The organism is Coleofasciculus sp. E2-BRE-01, from assembly GCF_040221695.1.
Classification (GTDB): domain Bacteria; phylum Cyanobacteriota; class Cyanobacteriia; order Cyanobacteriales; family Coleofasciculaceae; genus Coleofasciculus.
This window is the reverse complement of record NZ_JAVKEA010000190.1, coordinates 139799-158182: the sequence shown is the minus strand read 5'-3', so window position 1 is coordinate 158182 and position 18384 is coordinate 139799. Positions and strand designations below refer to the sequence as shown.

The following is an 18384-nucleotide window of genomic DNA, read 5'->3' as shown; positions in this document are numbered from 1 at the left end:
AATTGTTTTGTGTCCCTGCCCAATCTTGAGGTAATGCCTCGCGGGTTCTTACTTGTAAAGCTAATTCATAGGCAGTGATCGCCTGCTCTAAATTCTCGGCACGTTCTCCCCGAATGCGGTAAAGATAGGCACTTGCCAAATTGTTTTGCGTCATCGCCCAATCTTGAGGGAATGCCTTGCGGGTTCTTACTTGTAAAGCTAATTCATCGGCAGTGATCGCCTGCTCTAAATTCTCGGCACGTTCTCCCCGAATGCGGTAAAGATAGGCACTTGCCAAATTGTTTTGTGTCCCTGCCCAATCTTGAGGTAATGCCTCGCGGGTTCTTACTTGTAAAGCTAATTCATAGGCAGTGATCGCCTGCTCTAAATTCTCGGCACGTTCTCCCCGAATGCGGTAAAGATAGGCACTTGCTAAATTGTTTTGCGTCATCGCCCAATCTTGAGGGAATGCCTTGCGGGTATAAACCTGCAAAGCTAACTCGTAGGCGGTGATCGCCTGTTCCAGATTCTCCGCACGCTCTCCCCGGATGCGATTGCTGTAAGCATTGCCCAAGTTGTTTTGCGTCATCGCCCAATCTTGGGGGAATGCCTCACGGGTAAAAACTTTCAGGGCAAGTTGATAAGCCGAGATGCTCAACTCCAGGTTCAGCTTCTTATCACCCAAAGGAAACTGCTGAATCGAATTACCAAAATATCCAAACAATCGTGCAATGTTTTTCCGCTCGTCCGGCAACTGATCTGCCGTCAACCTTGCAAACACTAGCGGTAATGCTGCCAATAGTGATTCATCCAGCTTGGCTAGTTTAGACTTTAAAAAATCGTCAACCTGGGCTTTATCGCCCTGGGTTTCCGTCACACGCTTCCTGAATGCCAGCATAAACGTCTTGGCATCCCGCGTTGGCACAGTCGATGATTTACTAAATCCTTTATCAGTCATCAGTCATCAGTTATCAGTTATCAGTTGTCAGAGAGTCGGGTTATTTTGAGGATTGAGAAGAGGATTTTGCCTATCTCGTCAGCGTCGGCGTGTATGCTATTGAAGGTTTTTTCCGCAATGTATCCTGTATCTTTCAACAGAGATAGCCAATATTTGGTTTCTAGGCACTCTTTATAGGCTATTGATACTTTAGCAGAAAAATCTGCTGTAGATATAGCACCGTTTGCTTCAGCGAGGTTCGCACCAATCGGAGTTCCACTTCTAATTAACTGTTTTGATAAAATAAACTATTTCTTATTTTCAGTGAGATATTGGTAAGCTTTAACAACCCGAATAGCAAATGTTTACGAGTGAGCAAACACTTGAAGAAATTGCCAGTTAATCAATGGGTGTGTATGGAGTGCGATCGCTTCTCATACATACCGAGTTCCTCTATTATTGAGATGGCAGTGAAGGTTTAACTTAACTAAGAGTGTAAGCAGAATCTGCAACTCAGCGACAGACTAACTTGGCTCCGATGTCGCAAGGTTGTTATACCGCGTAAGTTACTGAAATTTATTATCCTCTCTATTTTTTGGACAACTTTTCAAGTTGCTTGTTGATTAATTTGAGTATATTCTCAATATTGGAATAATCATTATTTTTCAGAGAAATTGGAAGAGCAGAATTAGAACTTTGAATTGTTTGCTCATATACATAAGGCTTGCCAGCCAGATCATGATATTGCACCTCAATAATTATGTCTTCTTTCAAACGAGGTTGATCCTGAGACAAACCTTCAATATCAAGAAAAAATGGATTACTGCGATCAATTAAAGACAAATTAAGGGGAAAAAGCCCGGATTGCTGTCTGAGCAATTGAGGCAAGGGTTCAATGTTAATTGCCACATCAAGTGCTGGTGCGTCCGTCAGCGCCAAAATTCCAAGCTGTATAGCTTTTCCTTTATCCGGTTTTAAACGAAGTAAATGTGTGAGGCGTGGTTTTGAAAAGTGTCGTTTAGCCCAAATAGCATCAACAATAAAATGTTTAGCTTTAACTGTATGTGCACCTGCTCGGATGTAGTAGCAATTATCCGGAGCCATGTGGGGAGCCATGTAACTTTCATGAATAGCGACTAAGAAAACTGCTTTATCTGGCTCAATACTACCGCGCCCCATTGGGTCTTGTATTAGTTTAATTTCGTATTGGGGAGATGGTTCTACTTGATGAATAACTTGATCGATCCAGTCTCGTAAATCTTGTTTTCCAATTTTCAAGGGAAAACCACCATCTGCCTTTCCTTCATTGTTAACACCAGCAACAAAGCATCCCCCACCAGAATTGGCAAAGCCTGATACAGCACAGCTTAATTTCTTCTTTAGATCTGGGAGTTTAGTGCCACTCGATTTAAATTCAAAATGATCGTCTTCTTTAGTTATAAGTTGTGTTAATTCAAAGGTATCGAGATTGATTTTGGACATAATTCTGAAAGCTACATTGATAATTTTAAAGTGGCAAAACAAAAATACTCTCTGCCGAATATTCTCAATGTTTATAGGTGTATAAAATAAAACTTAAGCTACACAAAATCCCACCTCTTTATCTATCTTACTTTAGATCATCAGCAATAATCAAATCAATCATCTGATTCCGATTCTTCCGATAAACCCGGAAATCGCTATCCAGGGTTAACACACAACTCCCCTTGATCAACTCACTCATCCTCACTAAACACCCATCAGCTAATGACATTGGAACATTCTGATACTGATTCATCAACTCTTTAACTCTTCCTATTTCATCACTGAGGCGAAAAGGAATCTGAATCGTCCCCCCACTGACTAACCCCATTACCGCCTCCTCACCCCCATAGACATGGTGCAGCAAAAAACACGCCTCTGTTATCACAGCCTCACAAGTTAGCAACGGAGGATTAATCATTCTCCATTGATTTAAAGCCCACGGGTGAAAATTTTCCCGCTGGTTAACAAATGCTACTAGAACTCCCGTATCTAGTAGTACGTTTTGTTTCATTTGCCACCCATTCCTTCCAAATACTTTTTATTCGTTGCCAGATCACCGGGACCTCCATCGACACAACCTGCAAACTCTTTGGCTGCTTCATAAGCGGAAATAGGTTCTTGTTCCACCTCTCTCTCCCGCATTCGCGCCTTAAACTGCAAGAATTCAATAAAATCTAATACGTCCTGCTGTTGTTGGGGAGTTAAACGTTTGAGTCTGTCTAATATAACTTGTTTCTTATCAATAGCTTGAGTCATTGTTCTCTCCTCTTTATAATTAATCCAACAATCAGGCGGCGTTCAATGAGGGTTTCTCAGGCTCATTCGCACATATCATTAGGTAGGGTTAGACTTCTCTGGCTACGGTATCGCGATCGCTCCTCATATCCAGTCGCCCTGTCATTCTATTGTAAAGGTTCCATGTTGTCACTCCCAGACGCAATTCAATTTCGTATCTAACAGATAAATCACAAAAGTTCCCAAAGCCGCTGCTCATATTCTCCTTGTTCCCCTCGTGTCAATGGTTCTCCTTGCCACTTGCCTGCTGTCTTCTCAAAAAAACCCGGAGACCAGCCCAACTCTTCGGGTGTTTTAGGAATTGATTTTGTGTCAGTTTGGTTAAGTCTTTGGGATTGAATAGCTGCTTCTATAATGTGCGTTAACTCGGCTTGCAGTGAGCGCTGGTGTTTCTGAGCTAGCCCCTTCAGTTTCTTAATGACTAGGGGATCTAAAGCTTCACTCATAACTTGCTCCCGCAGTCTAGCAATCACAACGTCCCTATCCCTCTCTTGGTCAAGGGCAAGGTGTTTAAGACTAACTTCTACTTGGCGAGTAATTTCTTCTAACCACACTTTATAGTGTTGATCTCGCTGCTCTAATAATTGTAACCCTTCAAGAATTACTTCATCAGCCGTTTGATATTGACCGCTTTTAAGCTTTTCTTTAATTAATCGTTCCGCTTCTGGTGTTAGGGTTATATTCATCGCCTCAATATCTCCACGTTGATTCCATAAAAACTTAAAACCTTTATCGGTTACTACTGCCTTTATTTGATTTATTTTACTAACAACCCTGCTCTTTAATGATGATTTTTTTAACAGTCTCATGCTAGAAGAATTTGGCTGGTATATAAAAATAACTGTTAACCATCCAAAACCACCTGTAAATCCAGTACAAATCCAGGTAAAACATCTTCCCCTGATAAGCTATTCGGTGACTCTAAAACCTCAACCTCCCGATTCGGTCTATAAATCTCAACCCGTTTATTCTTCGCATCAATCAACCACCCCAAACGCAACCCATTGTCTAAATATTCCTGCATCTTTTTGCGTAAAGGTTCCATATTGTCACTCTTAGAACGCAATTCAATCGCAAAATCCGGACACAGTGGCGGAAATGCTTCCTGTTGTTTGGGTGTCAAAGCATCCCATCGTTCTTGACTCACCCACGATGCATCAGGAGAACGATCTGCTCCATTAGGAAGCCGAAATGCAGTAGAAGAGTTGAAAGCAACCCCTAGTTTTGTCTGGCGATTCCAAAACCACAGTTGTCCTTCTATATCAATATTCCGTTTTCCGGTAATTCCCCCAGTGGGTGGCATAATAATTAATTCTCCTATAGCTGTTCGTTCGAGTCGCACGTCGCGATTAGCCGCAGCGAGTTCCTCAAACTGTTCCTGAGTAACTTTTAGGGTTTGTGGGATAATAATTGGAATCATTGTTCGTTACAAGTCAAAAATGCGATCGCCTGTTTTTCTGCCTGTGGGCGCACGTCAGTCATCCGTGTCAACTTAAGAGTTTGTATGACTAGCGCTCAAAGTTTAGATCCCCCTAAATCCCCCTTAAAAAGGGGGACTTTGATTAATTTCTGGTTCCCCCCGTGCAACAAAAAGCGAAGCATCCGCTGGCTTCCCCCTGGAACAAAAAGCGAAGCAACATCTGGTCTCCCCCTTTTTAAGGGGGGTAGGGGGGATCTCTGATTAAGTAAGGGTTTCAGCATTAAGTTGATACTAATGACGTCAGTGCGCCCCTACGAGGCTAATTCTTGAATTTATAGCTGATAAATTGACTACCAATGCCACAACCAATGGCAAGCACCACGACAATAATTTGACTGGCAAGATAGTGATGATGGTGAGGATGATCCTCCTGAATCTGGCTGATCGCCTCGACATCAATTCCGCGATCGCTCACCGGAATCGTTAGCATATCCCAATGACTATCTTCACCAATCTCCACTTCCCACTCTCCACTGACGGAGTAGTCGGGTTCAAAGACAAACATCCCTTGTTCGTTTGTTCTTCCTTCAATCGGTGCATAGTCTGAACCCGCAGGAGGATGGACAATCACAGGCGCATCTTTAAACGCTTCCCCTGTGCTGAACAGCGATTGAAGTTCCAGGGACTTAATGTTTAAGTTATAGTTTGTTTCTACACCATGGGCGAAGGCTTGGCTGGGAAAGCCCAAAAGACTGACAAGTACCAGTAGGACAACAAAGAACTGTTTTACTTTCATTTGATATCTCTGAAAAGGTTGTGATTGATTTTGCCTCATAACGAGGTAGTGACTGAAACAACGGTAATACCAAAACCAATGACCATGATCACGATCGCACTCAAAATGGATAACTTCTGCAACACTTGATCCGTTTGTGGCAATCGCTCCAGCCACTGGCGAGCATAAATGGCGACGACACCCAAAATAACTAACACTGATGCTAACCCCAGACTAAACCCGCTCACCAGAAACAGCCCATAGCTGATCTGGTGCAGAGCCACAGCACTCAATAACATCACCAATGCAGAAGGACAAGGCATTAATCCCCCCGCAATCCCTAATTTAACCAGGGATGAAAGGCTAGTGGGTGAGTGTGCATGAGCGTGTGAATGGCAATGGGAATCGGAATGCAACCGCTTCCTCAGCAGGCTCAATCCGACGATACCAATGGTTAACCCGCTCACGAAACTCAGCACCGGATAGGATTGTTCAGGTAAGAAGTATTGAGATGCAAACAGCGCGATCGCACCCAAGAGAAAAATACTCAGCGTATGGGTAAAGGTTATCGTTAATCCGAGTAAAACCGCCTGCTGCGCGGTTCCTTGAGAGCCAATAAAATAGGCACTGACGAGGGTTTTACCATGTCCAGGGGACAGTGCATGAACCGCACCGAATCCAAACGCGATCGCAATCCCGATTAAAACCGTGCTTAACGTGGGTTCAGAGGTGATCAGGTTCGGCACAGAGGATGTGTGACTCAAGTGAGCTAAAATACACGCTTGTGACATGGGAAAACTGGGTGGGTAAGTTAGGCGATTATATCAAAACAGTACACCGGGTTCCCATCAAGTAGGGGCTTGGTAACCCATTGGTGTCAACTTAAGATGAAAAGTAGGAGGAGCAGGGGGAGCAGGGGAAGCAGGGGAAGCAGGGGGTGTAGGGGCGGGTTTGACGGATAACTTATGGCGCCCAACCGATAACTTAAATAAACCCGCCCTTTCGTTACCCAGTTCGATAAGGAAATGTCTCGGTTGAGGTTATGCTTGCCTTGAATAGCTGTAAATCAGAATTGGTAAGGGTTTTGGCTTAAGTTGACACGGATTCTTGGTAACCAAGCCCCTACAAGTGCTGTACAAAAAAATGGGCAGTACTGGATTCGAACCAGTGACATCCTGCTTGTAAGGCAGGCGCTCTACCGCTGAGCTAACCGCCCGTGTATGTAACATACTTACTTAGGTTAACACGAAATTACCCAAAAAATGCCCTCTGGTCAAATACACGATCGCATTACCTTATGGAGCCTCCCTCTTATAACCGCTGTAACCCGCATCATGACTAGGAATGGGGACTTAACCCTGATCGTATCTGGAGGCTTTTTTTTTAGTGGACTCATGTTCAGTCCCGACTTAGATCTCTACTCACGCCCCTTTAAACGCTGGGGGTGGCTGCGCTGGATTTGGCTACCCTACCAAAAGGTGATGCGCCACCGCTCTATTTTTTCCCACGGCTTTATCCTCGGGACTACGATTCGTATCCTTTATCTGGGGAGTTGGATCATCGCCTTGGCGGGATTAGGATTAGTGATTATGTACCTATTCCAAGCTGTACCCTGGACTGGGGAAGAGTTGAAACAACAAATCACGCGATCGCTCCTCGATTATCAAGCCCACTGGATTGCCTTATTTATCGGCTTAGAACTCGGCGCTATCATCCACTCCATCAGTGATTGGACGAGTTCCACCTACAAGCGCTACCAGCGTCAAAAGCAAAAGCCGCGCCGTAAATCAACTAAACGCAAACGAACCTCAAATCGACGAACTTGACGCTTCTGAGATAAGTAGTCGGACAACAGAAAACGGTACTGTACTAAGTGCAAGTAAATCGCCCTCAAACCCTTACTGTTCCCTGTTCCCTGTTCCCTAATCTCGACCGTTAACTTTAATTGTGTCCACCTACTTATAACAATCATGACTCTAGAAAACAAAATTTCTCAACTGTTTCAGATGGATGAAGCTACATGGACACGTCATGCTAATCCTTGGAGTGTCTGGACACGCAACACAGTTTTACCTTTGCTCATTCTAGGCATTTGGAGTCGAATTTGGCTAGGTTGGTGGTCTTTGCTTTTGGTTGCAGTGGCGTTACTTTGGAATTGGGTAAATCCACGCCTCTTTGCTGAACCGGAAACAACTGATAATTGGGCATCTAAAGCCGTGTTTGGCGAACGGGTTTGGATGAATCGAGATACAATCCCCGTCCCCGCCCGACATCAAACTATGCCCAATATCCTCACGACAGTAGCAGCAATTGGTACAGGTTTTGTGGCTTGGGGCGTCATTGAACTTGACATTTGGATCACGCTGTTTGGTGTCGCGCTAATCTATGCCGGAAAGCTGTGGTTTCTGGATCGCATGGTCTGGCTTTATGAAGATATGAAAGACACTAATCCTGAATATCAAAGCTGGCTTTATTCGCCAAAATAAATTTAAGTTTGGGGAACAGGGAAAAGAGAACAGGGAACAGAAGTTATCCTCAAATCGATGAGGCTTGGGCTTGCTGAATACGTTCTGCCCAAAAGTCATTTTGGTCTAACGTTAGGACAATTTTCTGGTAGGGTTCAGCTTGTAGTGCTAGTACGAGATAATTGCGATCGCTAGTCACATACCAAAATTCTTTTCCCCTAGAACTGTAGTAGGTTCCCGCCTTAATCACTCCCGGTAACGCTGTACCGGGGGCGCGAATTTCTGTCCAACTGCTTGGAGGTTCATCAGTAGAGACACTGATAATATGGTTGAGAGGGATTTCCCACACTTTATCTAAGGTGAACGCCCACAGTTGCTCGTACCATTCCAGTTCAATGCGGAGTTTCTGATCAAAAATAGTTAGATTCATAGTTACCCGATAGAACTGCTTGAGGGATTGTCCCTATAGCTTAACCAAAATGCCTGCATCCTCGACCTCTTACATAAGGCATAAGACAAATGACGAATGACCGTTCGACTGACGCTCACGACGTGAGCAAAGGACAAATGACCAATGCCCTACAACAGCTTATCGATGTGGTTGCCCAGTTGCGATCGCCTGATGGAGGCTGTCCTTGGGATCTTGCCCAAACTCCGGAGACGTTGACCCCTTATGTGATCGAAGAAGCCTATGAAGTTGTAGATGCCATTCGCAGCGGCAATCCCCAAGCCATTGCCGAAGAATTGGGCGATTTACTGCTTCAGGTCGTCTTACAAGCCCAAATAGCCGCCGAAGTCGGTGACTTTACCCTAAAAGAGGTGGCAGATGGCATTACCGAAAAACTCATCCGTCGTCATCCCCACGTCTTCGGTGATGTCAATGTGCAAGACGCCGAAGAAGTCCATTACAATTGGGAGCAAATCAAAGCTGCCGAAAAAGGAGAAACCCCAGCCGAGGCACAACGGTTGAGTCGTAAACTCCAGGGATACGCCCGGAAACTCCCTCCCTTAATGGCAGGGATGAAAATGTCTCAAAAAGCCGCCGCCGCCGGGTTTGAATGGAATGATGTGGATGGGGTTTGGGCAAAATTTGATGAAGAATTAGCGGAGTTCCATCAGGCAATTGATCAGGAAGGGAAAGAGGATCAGCAGGCAGAACTAGGGGACTTATTGTTTACACTAATTAATGTCGCCCGTTGGTATGATCTTGACCCAGCCACAGCGCTGCAAGACACCAATCAACGGTTTATCCAGCGCCTGTCGGGGATGGAAGCGATCGCAACTCGTTCCTTGTCTGAGTATACCCTGGATGAATTAGAGCAGCTTTGGCAACAAGCGAAAGCCGCATTGAAACAGTCACAGATGAGGGAGAGGGGGTAGTAGAGACGTTCCGGTGGAACGTCTGGAAGCTGGGGAAGCTTTGCCCAGATAAACGGGATACAATCAAAAAGTAACTCACGCTATAAATCTTAAGGATCTAGCACTCGCGCTTTTGACGTGGAATCGCCTGAAACTGTTTTGTTTGAATTCAACTCGATAGATGAAGCCCTAGCCGACCTCAAAGCCGGTCGCGCTTTGGTTGTGGTTGACGATGAAAACCGGGAGAACGAAGGGGACGTAATTTGCGCTGCCCAATTTGCCACACCGGATATGATTAATTTCATGGCGGTGGAAGCCAGGGGCTTGATTTGTCTGGCGCTGATGGGAGAACGCCTCGATGCCCTGGATTTGCCGTTAATGGTAACTAAAAATACCGATAGCAATCAAACGGCGTTCACGATTAGCATTGATGCAGCATCCCATTTGGGGGTGACAACGGGTATCTCGGCAGAAGACCGGGCGCGAACGATCCAAATTGCGATTAATCCCCACACTAAACCCTGTGATTTACGACGTCCAGGTCATATTTTCCCGATCCGCGCTAGAGAAGGAGGTGTCCTCAAACGGGCAGGTCATACGGAAGCGGCGGTGGATTTACCGCGATTGGCAGGTTTATACCCAGCCGGGGTGATCTGTGAAATCCAAAATCCCGATGGGTCTATGGCGCGTTTGCCGCAGTTGATTCAGTATGCCAAACAGCATAATCTTAAACTGATTAGCATTGCTGACTTAATTAGTTACCGCCTAGAACACGATCGCTTTGTCTACCGGGAAACGGTGGCTAAATTGCCGACAGAGTTCGGCACGTTTAAAATTTATGGCTATCGCAATACCTTAGACAAAACAGAACATGTGGCAATTGTCAAGGGAGATCCGGACACGTTCCAAGACCAACCCGTGATGGTACGGATGCACTCAGAATGTCTCACGGGAGATGCTTTGGGTTCCCTGCGCTGTGATTGTCGTCAGCAACTGGAAGCCGCATTAAAAATGATTGAGGCGGCGGGTCAAGGGGTACTGGTGTATTTGCGCCAAGAGGGACGCGGGATTGGTTTGGTGAATAAGCTGAAAGCCTATTCCCTCCAGGATATGGGATTGGATACGGTGGAAGCGAATGAACGCTTGGGATTTCCGGCGGATCTGCGTAACTATGGGATGGGGGCGCAGATGCTTAATGATATTGGCGTCAAAAAAATTCGCCTGATTACCAATAATCCGCGTAAGATTGCTGGATTAAGGGGATATGGGATTGAGGTGGTCGATCGCGTCCCCCTGTTGATTGAATCCAATGACTATAATTCGATCTATTTAGCAACCAAGGCACAGAAATTGGGACATCTGTTGCTACAAACCTATTTAGTCACTGTGGGAATTCAGTGGTTAGATGCGCCGCAACCGGTGACAGAACGGTATGAACGACTGGAAAAGCTGCGACATTTAACAGCAAGCCATAACCTATTGTTACAGGAAGAAGCGCGTCCTGTGGCGATCGCACTATTTGGGAAACCATCTTTAATCGTTCACTTGGGCTTTGATCAAGCTAATCTGGCAGAACCCGACTGGTACAAGGATAGCCATCATCCTTACTGCGTTGCGATCGCGAAAATCTTAGATACACTCAGCACTTGGTCGCAACTGGGACGCCTAGAGTTTCTAGTGTCTACTGGTGTCGATCCCCTGCTTAGTTTACAAGTTCAGCTTGATCGGCAAATGTTTTCACTGAGTCAGTGTCCCTCCCGTGTATTTGAGCATTTAACCACGCAAAAAATCTACAGTTTTGAGCGGTAAGGGTTATTTGTCATTTGTCTTATGTCATTTGTCTTATGTCATTTGTCATTTGTCTTATGTCATTTGTCATTTGTCTTATGTCATTTGTCATTTGTCATTTGTCATTCGTCATTTGTCATTCGTCATTCGTCATTCGTCATTCGTCATTTGTTATTTCTCCCCCTGCTTCCCCTGCTTCCCCTGCTTCCCCTGCTTCCCCTGCTCTCTAACTCCACCACAAGACTTATTCAGCCGACCCTATTTAGCATTGCTATAACCCGTTGTCAACCCGTATTTTTGATGATTTATGGAAACTAGAGACCGGAAATTCCTGAATTTTACGGATTTTTGATCGGTGTCCTTGAACCTAAAATAGAAATCAAACAGAAAATGCTGAGTCTCTCCCGGTAAGCTATTGGTAGCTACCGGGAGATTTTGTCTAAAACAATATAGCGGTTTGCGACTTGGTTGAATACTGTGCGGGTTTTATACCAAGTTGCCGTCTAATGTAGAACTTTTTTTTCCCCCATCTTCCCATCACCCCCTCACCCCATCTACTCTATCTGCTATCTTTGAACACAACTTGGTATTAGTACAGGTGAAGTGATTGCCCTAACATAGAAGCAGGTTAACCCCAAGGTAACTATAAATGGTAACATTACAACTCAAACAGTTAAGTGTTCCTCTAGGACAGCGAATTATTTTGACTGATGTAAACTGGTCAAAATTCGAGGATATTTTGCAAGAACTCGGTGAAAAACGAGCGACTAGAGTAGCTTACTATCACAGTCAATTAGAAATTAGGATGCCATTACCAGAACATGAGTTTGATAAAGAAATTATTGGTGACATGGTAAAAATTTTGCTAGAAGAATTGGAGGTTGACCGCGAATGTTACGGTTCAACGACGTTCAAGCGCCAGGATATGGCAGCAGGAATCGAGCCAGATAATTGTTTTTATATTCAAAATCATCGTTTAATGATTGGCAAAAGACGATTAGATTTAACCGTAGATCCACCCCCTGATTTAGCCATTGAGGTTGATGTTACTTCCAAAACGCAACTGAGTGCTTATGCCGCTTTGGGAGTGCCGGAGTTATGGCAGTTTTCTCAGGGAACTTTAAAAATTAATGTACTGCAAGTGGGTGATTATGTTGAATCTTCTTTGAGTCCTACTTTTCCGAATTTCCCGATAATTGAGGGGGTTTCACAATTTGTCCAAATGAGTTTGATGCAAGGTTCAAGTGTGGCTTTAAGGGCTTTTCGGAAGTGGATTCGGGAGAGAATTGAACGATGATATAGCGCTAGGGAATAGGCAATAGGCAATAGTAGTGCTATACCTAATGCGGGCGGGTTTAGTCACATCTTGTGTGCAACCAGAAAGATAGTCGTTAAACCCGCCCCTACATATACGCCAGGTGGGTATATATCTACGTTGTCGGTTGGGGATTTAAAACTGATGGTTGGCTAAACCAGCAGGATAAGATTGCGCCGAACGTTGGACAATACGGCTATCAAGCTTTTGGGCAACATCGCCAACTTGAATTAATGGCATTTGTCCATTTACATACATCACCCCAGTGAACGCAATCATCCCACCTCGGCGAAAGGTTGCCATGTCTAATTGTAGGGGGGTTCCTTCCATATCGATGCCTAAAGTAAAGCCTGTTGATGTATCTGCAAAGTTATTCAATTGTGGGAGGGGTTTGTATTCCAAAACGTTAATTTCTCCCATCCCTTGCAATCGTTGCTTCAGTTGGCTAACCAGTAACTGTTGAATTTCGGGTTGTTGTAACTGCTGTACATTGGTATCAAAGTTTACCCAATCTTGTTCGTTAAGGGGACTGGTAAATCCCAGCACAATTTGAAAGCTTTCGGGATTGACAAAGGCAAATAAATTTTCTGGGTTCAGGTTGGCTTCCTTGAATTGCTGGGTTAACAGTCTAAATTGAGAGGCAAGTGAGGTGGTTAATTCGGGGGGAAGTTCCTGGAACCCCTCAGGTAAGTCTTCGAGTAACAGCTTGATATTGCTAGAGGTGGAGGCTTGGGAAATGGTTTGGGGAACTGTTGAGGATGCAGGGGAGACTGGAGTTAGGGGTATATCAGCATTAACTGGATTGCCTGTGAATAGGATGCCACTCAACAAGCCTAAGCTTAAGGAAATTCTCTTGATCATCTTACAATCAGCAAGGGGACTCCCGCTATGGTAGCAAAATTAAGTAGTCCTTCGTCCTTTGTCCTTTGTCCTTTGTCCTTTGTCCTTTGTCCTTTGTCCTTTGTCCTTTGTCCTTTGTCCTTTGTCCTTTGTCCTTTGTCCTTCGTTAGGGTAATGTTCTCTGGAAAATAACTACGGGTATGATAGACGAATTATACAGCCAGACATACTATGATGCGATTTAAATTCTCTCAGGTATCTCTATCAAAGTTAGCGATTACGGCGGCACTCGCTTTTTTTTGTATTGCTTTAACTTTAGGCTTACATCGACACTATACGTTTTATTCCTCCTACGACCAAGGTATTTTTAATCAAGTCTTCTGGAATAACCTGCACGGACGTTTTTTTGAGAGTTCCTTATCCTCCCAACTTTCGACGAATGTCGTTCATCAGGGGGAGGTTCCCAGGGTGGATTATCATCGTTTGGGACAACATTTTACGCCAGCGTTGTTACTTTGGTTACCCCTGTATGCTTTATTTCCTACACCCGCCACGTTAACCGTATTGCAGGTAACATTGGTCACGGCGGCGGGTTTGGTGTTATATTTTCTCGCACGAGAGTATCTGGAACCAACCTTAGCTGGGATGATTACAGTTAGCTTTTACTGTGCGAATGCAGTTATTGGTCCAACGTTATCGAACTTTCACGATATTTCCCAGATTCCCCTATTTGTTTTCGGACTGTTGCTAGCGATGGAAAAACGTTGCTGGTGGCTGTTTTGGATATTAGCTGTGTTACTTTTAACTGTGCGCGAAGATGCAGGAATCGGCTTGTTTGGTGTGGGAGTGTACCTAATTCTGAGTCGGCGCTATCCCCGGATTGGGTTAGCGGTTTGTAGCCTAAGTTTTGGCTATATGATTGTGCTGACAAATCTAGTTATGCCGTTATTTTCCGAGGATATTTCGCAGCGGTTTATGATGGAACGATTCGGTCAATATGCTTCAGGGGATGAGGCGTCTACGTTAGAGATTATCTGGGGAATGGTGAGTAATCCGGGGCGAGTGTTGGTGGAATTGGTGACACCTGTTGGTCGCACGTTGAATTATTTATTGGGCCAATGGTTACCGTTGGCATTTGTGCCAGCGATTTCACCCGCCTCTTGGATGATAGCTGGATTTCCCTTACTTAAGTTATTTTTAGGTCAGGGAGAATCGGTACTGGCGATTAATATTCGCTATGCGCTTACGGTGGTGCCAGGGTTGTTTTATGGGGCGATTCTTTGGTGGTCAAAGCATCAAGATTTATATAAGCGATCGCTGTTTCGATATTTTTGGATTTTTTGTATTACTTTAACGCTTATTTTTTCCTATACCTCCAGTGCTTCAGCGTTAAATCGGGCGTTTTATTTTATGCTACCGGATTCCTTTGATCCGTGGGTACATATCTCATTACCCCAACAGTGGCGACATGTGCAACAAATGCGTCCTTTAGTGACTCAAATTCCACCGGATGCCAGTGTTTCGGCGACAACGTATATTATTCCTCATCTCTCTAGTCGCCGTGAAATTATCCGCTTACCGGATTTAAAGTTACGCAATGATCAGCAAGAGGTTATTAATGTAGACTATATGATTGCTGACCTTTGGCGATTGCAGCAATATCAGGTGGCTTTTGATCAGGAACGAGGACTCTTGAAGTCGCTAGTATCGCTCATTGATCAGGTAACGGCAAAGCAGGAGTATGGCATTATTGGGTTTGAAGATGGGGTAATTTTATTACAGGAAGGGGTAGACTCTAATTCTGATGCTATGGAAAAATGGTTGGTATTTCAAAAACAGTTGGTTAACCGTTGATCGAGAGAAAACGTCTGATGCAGGACATCGTTGACATTCTCACCGACCGAAAAGGATCGGTGATGCCCTACCAGTCAAACAGGGATAACTGAATGTACTTTTGTCAAATTCTTTCTTGTAGGGGCGACCCGCTTGGTTTAATTAACAACACCACTCTATTCAATGCGATCGGGTCGCCCTGTCCTCAATTTAAAGCGAAGACCGCGCAACTGTATAAAGAGAATGATTTGGGTTGAGTCGCGGTGCGATCGCGCCCTATTTCTTCTGTTCTACAACACCTGGACAAAATATCCAACAATGTCCAAAAGTGTCCAGCTTTTTAGTTACAGTTACTTCCCCTCCCATCCAGTCACTGGTTCCTCAATTTGTTGGCTTAAGCAGAGATTCGGTGATCTGTGTCTTATGCGATCGCACTTCCTCTAACTCCTGCTGAGTTGCATTCCTATTCCCCCCAGTTGTTCCTTTTTGATTAAACCTCAGATGCATAAAAAGGTTCCTTTGTCAAATTTACCTAGATCTGAGTTGAGGAAATTGGGTAATGTAAGATGCTTGTCGTGTTTCACGTTTGCCGCAGCGTTACGGGATAAAATAACGTATTTATAAGGGTTTGAAGCGTTTAAAGTTGAAAAATTGCTATAAAATTAGCACAATACAGGATTAAGTTAACATTGTACTACAACCTCAAACCCTGATCAAATCAGGATTGACCCGTGACGTTTTCTGCCCTGTTAAGTTTGATGAAGTTTAAATGATTAAAACGTAAGCGTAAAGTCTAAAAGTTTTCCTTATCTCAATCAGGTGGTAGAAATAAACAGGGGCTGACTTGGGAGTGATGCTTCCCCGTCTTCCTAGGAGTGGGAAGAAGTTAGGGGATAAGGAGGAAACGTGCGATCGCGTTGCTTGGATCAGGATAGATACGATTGGGCGATCGGATACTAGAACCAAAACCCCGATCATCTTCCTGTAGGGGCGACCCGCTTGGTTTAATCAACAACACCATTCCATTCAATTAGGTCGGGTCGCCCTGTCTTGGCGATCGCAGACCTTCATTATTAACCGATTCAACCTAAAAGAATAGTTCGGGTTGTCCGTGCGATCGCGAGTCTAACTCCTATTTGCTAATATGAGAGGATATGCAAGGTTTAACGGGTCAGTATTCTATGGGTTTATGGCATGGCAACGATTACTTCAACTCCAGTAATTCTAAACTTAGACAACGTTGGTTTAAGCGATGAACAATTTTATCAACTCTGCCAAGCCAATCACAATTGGCAACTCGAACGAACGGCTAAAGGAAAATTAATTATTATGCCTCCTGTCGGTGGCATGAGTGGAAATCGAGAAGCTGATTTAAACGGTCAAGTGTGGTTTTGGAATCGCCAAACTCAACGGGGACGAGTCTTTAGTTCATCTACCATATTTCGCTTACCCAATGGCGGAGATCGTTCTCCCGATGTCGCTTGGGTTACCAATGAACGCTGGGAATCGTTAAGCCTAGAAGCCCAAGAAAAATTTCCGCCCATTTGTCCTGATTTTGTCATCGAATTGCGTTTTCGCACCGATTCCCTGGAAGACTTACAAACCAAAATGCAGGAATACCTGAACAGTGGTTTGCGTTTAGGGTGGTTGATTAATCCGCAAGCCCAACAGGTGGAAATTTATCGTCCAAATCAGACTGTTGAAATTGTGCAGTTACCTGCAAGTTTATCAGGAGAAGCTGTTTTACCCGGATTTGTTTTAGATTTACCTGTTTTCTAATGTGTGAATTGATTTGATCAGATCGAACAACAATGCCATACAGTCAATTCACAAATCTTGCTAAAGCCAAAGAAGCCTTCAAAGTGTTTAATGGAGTAAGCTTTAGCTTACTTAAGCTTTCAGCCGGAAATTTATTTCCTGGCATCTAACTTCGCTTATGTGTTCAACGATACGTCTTGAAACGATTCTACTTCTGGTACGTCAGACCAAGATGCGGTTCCCTCGCGCTTGACATGAACCACTCGTAACCCTTTCTCTCGCGCCGCGACTAATTCAGCGGGAACGTCGGAAAAGAAGACGATTTTATTGGGGGCTAGTCCTAAACTATCGATAATCTTCTCGTAACTCATCGCTTCTTTTTTACTCCCCGTGGTTAAATCGAAATGGTTAGCAATGAGTGGGGTTAAATCTCCTTCTACTGTGTGGCTGAAGAACATTTTTTGAGTGTCAATTGACCCAGAGGAATAAATCCCTAATTTTAACCCCGATCGCGCCCATTCTTCTAACTTTGGCTTGACATCTGGGTAAAGATGTGATTTAAATGCCTCCATCTCGAATCCCTCTTTCCAAATCAGTCCTTGAATCGATTTCAGGGCGGGATGTTTGCGATCACAATCAATCCATTCGAGTAAAGTGGCGATCGCGCCCTCTAAATCAATATCTTGTCCTTGTTCAGCTTTAACCGTCTGCTGCGTCAGGTTAATCGCCTCAACCACCTCATCTAAATTCTGATGGCTTAAAACAAACTGTTCTAACCGTTCTCTAGAGTAAGGAAACATCACCTTATGCACAAATTGAATATCAGAGGTTGTGCCTTCAATATCCAACAAAATATACTTGACATCGGTTAGGGTAACACTCATCCCATCCTTAACTCCAATAAACGACACTCGAACAGAAATTCCCAGGCTTCAACATGACGTTTCGCCGCCTGAATCGTGTTTCCCCAAGTATATAACCCATGACCCGCGATCGCGAAGCCAAATAACTCATCACTCCCGGCTAAATATCGATCCAAATTCGCAGTAAATTCTACCATGTTTTGGGAATTGGGAAAAATGGGCAGCGTTACGGTTGCGTCGTGGGTGTCAATTCCATCAAAGGCTTTTTTAATTTCGTAGCCAGTAAAGGTTATTTCACCAGGATGGGCAAAATCCGTTCCTAATCCAGCATATTTCATCGATAACACGGTAGACGCCGGGGAGTGGGTATGCAGCACACATTCAATGGGTTGCCAGTTATAAAGACTTAGGTGAATTAAGGTTTCGGCTGAGGGTTTTGCCTCTTTCGGTTCAATCGCTTGACCTTGTTCGTCGATTAGCATTAAATGATTGGGTTTAAACTGGCTTTTATCCTGTCCAGAACGAGAAATAACAAAGGCTTTTTGTTCCTGATCCTTAACGAAGGAAAAATTTGAACTGGTGGCGGGTGTCCAACCGCGATTGGCAAAAAAACGAATAACATTGGTCAGTTCGATCGCCTTTGCCTTTGTCTGTTTATCTTCTAACCATCCGATTTGCACCCGACTTGACCCTCCCTGTTTTTATCCTGAACACTCATCTGGTTGGCTTCTTT

The 18384-nt window shown here is 44.3% G+C and carries 20 protein-coding genes, 1 tRNA gene and 1 pseudogene; 7 read left to right on the top strand and 15 right to left on the bottom strand.

Features of this window, described 5'->3' with window-relative positions; translation table 11 throughout:
- From RIG66_RS24125 to RIG66_RS24080, 10 genes and pseudogenes are all read right to left on the bottom strand, one after another.
- Window positions 1–937, bottom strand: a 937-nt coding sequence (locus tag RIG66_RS24125; RefSeq protein WP_446381237.1) for a tetratricopeptide repeat protein, incomplete at its 3' end; no start/stop codon positions are given.
- Window positions 938–957: 20 nt separating this feature from the next.
- Window positions 958–1272, bottom strand: a pseudogene (locus RIG66_RS24120) (four helix bundle protein).
- Between the two features lie 232 nt (window positions 1273–1504).
- Window positions 1505–2398: an AlbA family DNA-binding domain-containing protein gene (locus RIG66_RS24115; protein WP_446341206.1), complete on the bottom strand. Its 894-nt coding sequence runs from the start codon at window positions 2396–2398 to the stop codon at window positions 1505–1507.
- A gap of 127 nt (window positions 2399–2525) precedes the next feature.
- Window positions 2526–2951, bottom strand: coding sequence for a type II toxin-antitoxin system VapC family toxin (locus RIG66_RS24110; RefSeq protein ID WP_446381236.1), 426 nt, complete (start codon window positions 2949–2951; stop codon window positions 2526–2528).
- Window positions 2948–3196: a hypothetical protein gene (locus RIG66_RS24105; protein WP_446381235.1), complete on the bottom strand. Its 249-nt coding sequence runs from the start codon at window positions 3194–3196 to the stop codon at window positions 2948–2950. The genes RIG66_RS24110 and RIG66_RS24105 overlap by 4 nt, the downstream gene beginning before the upstream one ends.
- Window positions 3197–3405: 209 nt before the next feature.
- Complete coding sequence (locus tag RIG66_RS24100; protein WP_446381234.1) at window positions 3406–3921, bottom strand: ribbon-helix-helix domain-containing protein; 516 nt, start codon at window positions 3919–3921, stop codon at window positions 3406–3408.
- Between the two features lie 158 nt (window positions 3922–4079).
- Window positions 4080–4655: a Uma2 family endonuclease gene (locus tag RIG66_RS24095; protein ID WP_446381233.1), complete on the bottom strand. Its 576-nt coding sequence runs from the start codon at window positions 4653–4655 to the stop codon at window positions 4080–4082.
- A 319-nt stretch (window positions 4656–4974) separates the two neighbouring features.
- On the bottom strand, window positions 4975–5451 hold the full coding sequence (locus tag RIG66_RS24090) for a hypothetical protein (protein WP_446381232.1): 477 nt from the start codon (window positions 5449–5451) through the stop codon (window positions 4975–4977).
- A gap of 35 nt (window positions 5452–5486) precedes the next feature.
- Window positions 5487–6221 carry a nickel/cobalt transporter gene (locus tag RIG66_RS24085; protein WP_446381231.1) on the bottom strand — a complete coding sequence of 245 codons (735 nt, stop codon included), beginning with the start codon at window positions 6219–6221 and terminating at the stop codon, window positions 5487–5489.
- 353 nt (window positions 6222–6574) lie between these two features.
- A tRNA-Val gene (locus RIG66_RS24080) sits at window positions 6575–6646 on the bottom strand.
- A 46-nt stretch (window positions 6647–6692) separates the two neighbouring features.
- Here RIG66_RS24080 and RIG66_RS24075 point away from each other — a divergent pair.
- Window positions 6693–7256 (top strand): metal-binding protein, encoded by a 564-nt coding sequence (locus RIG66_RS24075; RefSeq protein WP_446381230.1) that lies wholly within the window; start codon window positions 6693–6695, stop codon window positions 7254–7256.
- 144 nt (window positions 7257–7400) lie between these two features.
- Window positions 7401–7916 carry a DUF6653 family protein gene (locus tag RIG66_RS24070; RefSeq protein WP_446381229.1) on the top strand — a complete coding sequence of 172 codons (516 nt, stop codon included), beginning with the start codon at window positions 7401–7403 and terminating at the stop codon, window positions 7914–7916.
- Window positions 7917–7965: 49 nt separating this feature from the next.
- Here RIG66_RS24070 and RIG66_RS24065 read toward each other — a convergent pair whose 3' ends face one another.
- Window positions 7966–8325 (bottom strand): hypothetical protein, encoded by a 360-nt coding sequence (locus tag RIG66_RS24065; protein ID WP_446381228.1) that lies wholly within the window; start codon window positions 8323–8325, stop codon window positions 7966–7968.
- Window positions 8326–8414: 89 nt separating this feature from the next.
- Here RIG66_RS24065 and mazG point away from each other — a divergent pair, with 89 nt between their 5' ends.
- From mazG to RIG66_RS24050, 3 genes are all read left to right on the top strand, one after another.
- On the top strand, window positions 8415–9275 hold the full coding sequence (gene mazG / locus RIG66_RS24060; protein WP_446381227.1) for a nucleoside triphosphate pyrophosphohydrolase: 861 nt from the start codon (window positions 8415–8417) through the stop codon (window positions 9273–9275).
- 138 nt (window positions 9276–9413) lie between these two features.
- Window positions 9414–11063 (top strand): bifunctional 3,4-dihydroxy-2-butanone-4-phosphate synthase/GTP cyclohydrolase II, encoded by a 1650-nt coding sequence (gene ribBA / locus RIG66_RS24055; RefSeq protein WP_446381226.1) that lies wholly within the window; start codon window positions 9414–9416, stop codon window positions 11061–11063.
- A 628-nt stretch (window positions 11064–11691) separates the two neighbouring features.
- The gene (locus RIG66_RS24050) at window positions 11692–12339 is read left to right on the top strand and encodes a Uma2 family endonuclease (protein ID WP_446381225.1); all 648 of its coding nucleotides are present in this window, start codon (window positions 11692–11694) and stop codon (window positions 12337–12339) included.
- A 153-nt stretch (window positions 12340–12492) separates the two neighbouring features.
- Here RIG66_RS24050 and RIG66_RS24045 read toward each other — a convergent pair whose 3' ends face one another.
- Entirely contained in the window at window positions 12493–13218 is a 726-nt protein-coding gene (locus RIG66_RS24045; protein WP_446381224.1) for a hypothetical protein, read from the bottom strand.
- A 213-nt stretch (window positions 13219–13431) separates the two neighbouring features.
- Here RIG66_RS24045 and RIG66_RS24040 point away from each other — a divergent pair, with 213 nt between their 5' ends.
- Window positions 13432–15051 (top strand): DUF2079 domain-containing protein, encoded by a 1620-nt coding sequence (locus tag RIG66_RS24040; protein WP_446381238.1) that lies wholly within the window; start codon window positions 13432–13434, stop codon window positions 15049–15051.
- Window positions 15052–15411: 360 nt separating this feature from the next.
- On the opposite strand, the gene RIG66_RS24035 is transcribed toward RIG66_RS24040, so the two are convergent.
- Complete coding sequence (locus RIG66_RS24035) at window positions 15412–15537, bottom strand: hypothetical protein (RefSeq protein WP_446381223.1); 126 nt, start codon at window positions 15535–15537, stop codon at window positions 15412–15414.
- Window positions 15538–16224: 687 nt separating this feature from the next.
- On the opposite strand from RIG66_RS24035, the gene RIG66_RS24030 reads away from it, so the two are divergent.
- On the top strand, window positions 16225–16809 hold the full coding sequence (locus tag RIG66_RS24030) for a Uma2 family endonuclease (RefSeq protein WP_446381222.1): 585 nt from the start codon (window positions 16225–16227) through the stop codon (window positions 16807–16809).
- A gap of 155 nt (window positions 16810–16964) precedes the next feature.
- On the opposite strand, the gene mtnC is transcribed toward RIG66_RS24030, so the two are convergent.
- Window positions 16965–17699, bottom strand: a complete 735-nt coding sequence (gene mtnC / locus RIG66_RS24025; RefSeq protein ID WP_446381221.1) for an acireductone synthase — start codon at window positions 17697–17699, stop codon at window positions 16965–16967.
- Entirely contained in the window at window positions 17669–18331 is a 663-nt protein-coding gene (mtnB, locus tag RIG66_RS24020) for a methylthioribulose 1-phosphate dehydratase (RefSeq protein ID WP_446381220.1), read from the bottom strand. The genes mtnC and mtnB overlap by 31 nt, the downstream gene beginning before the upstream one ends.
- Window positions 18332–18384 lie beyond the last annotated feature (53 nt).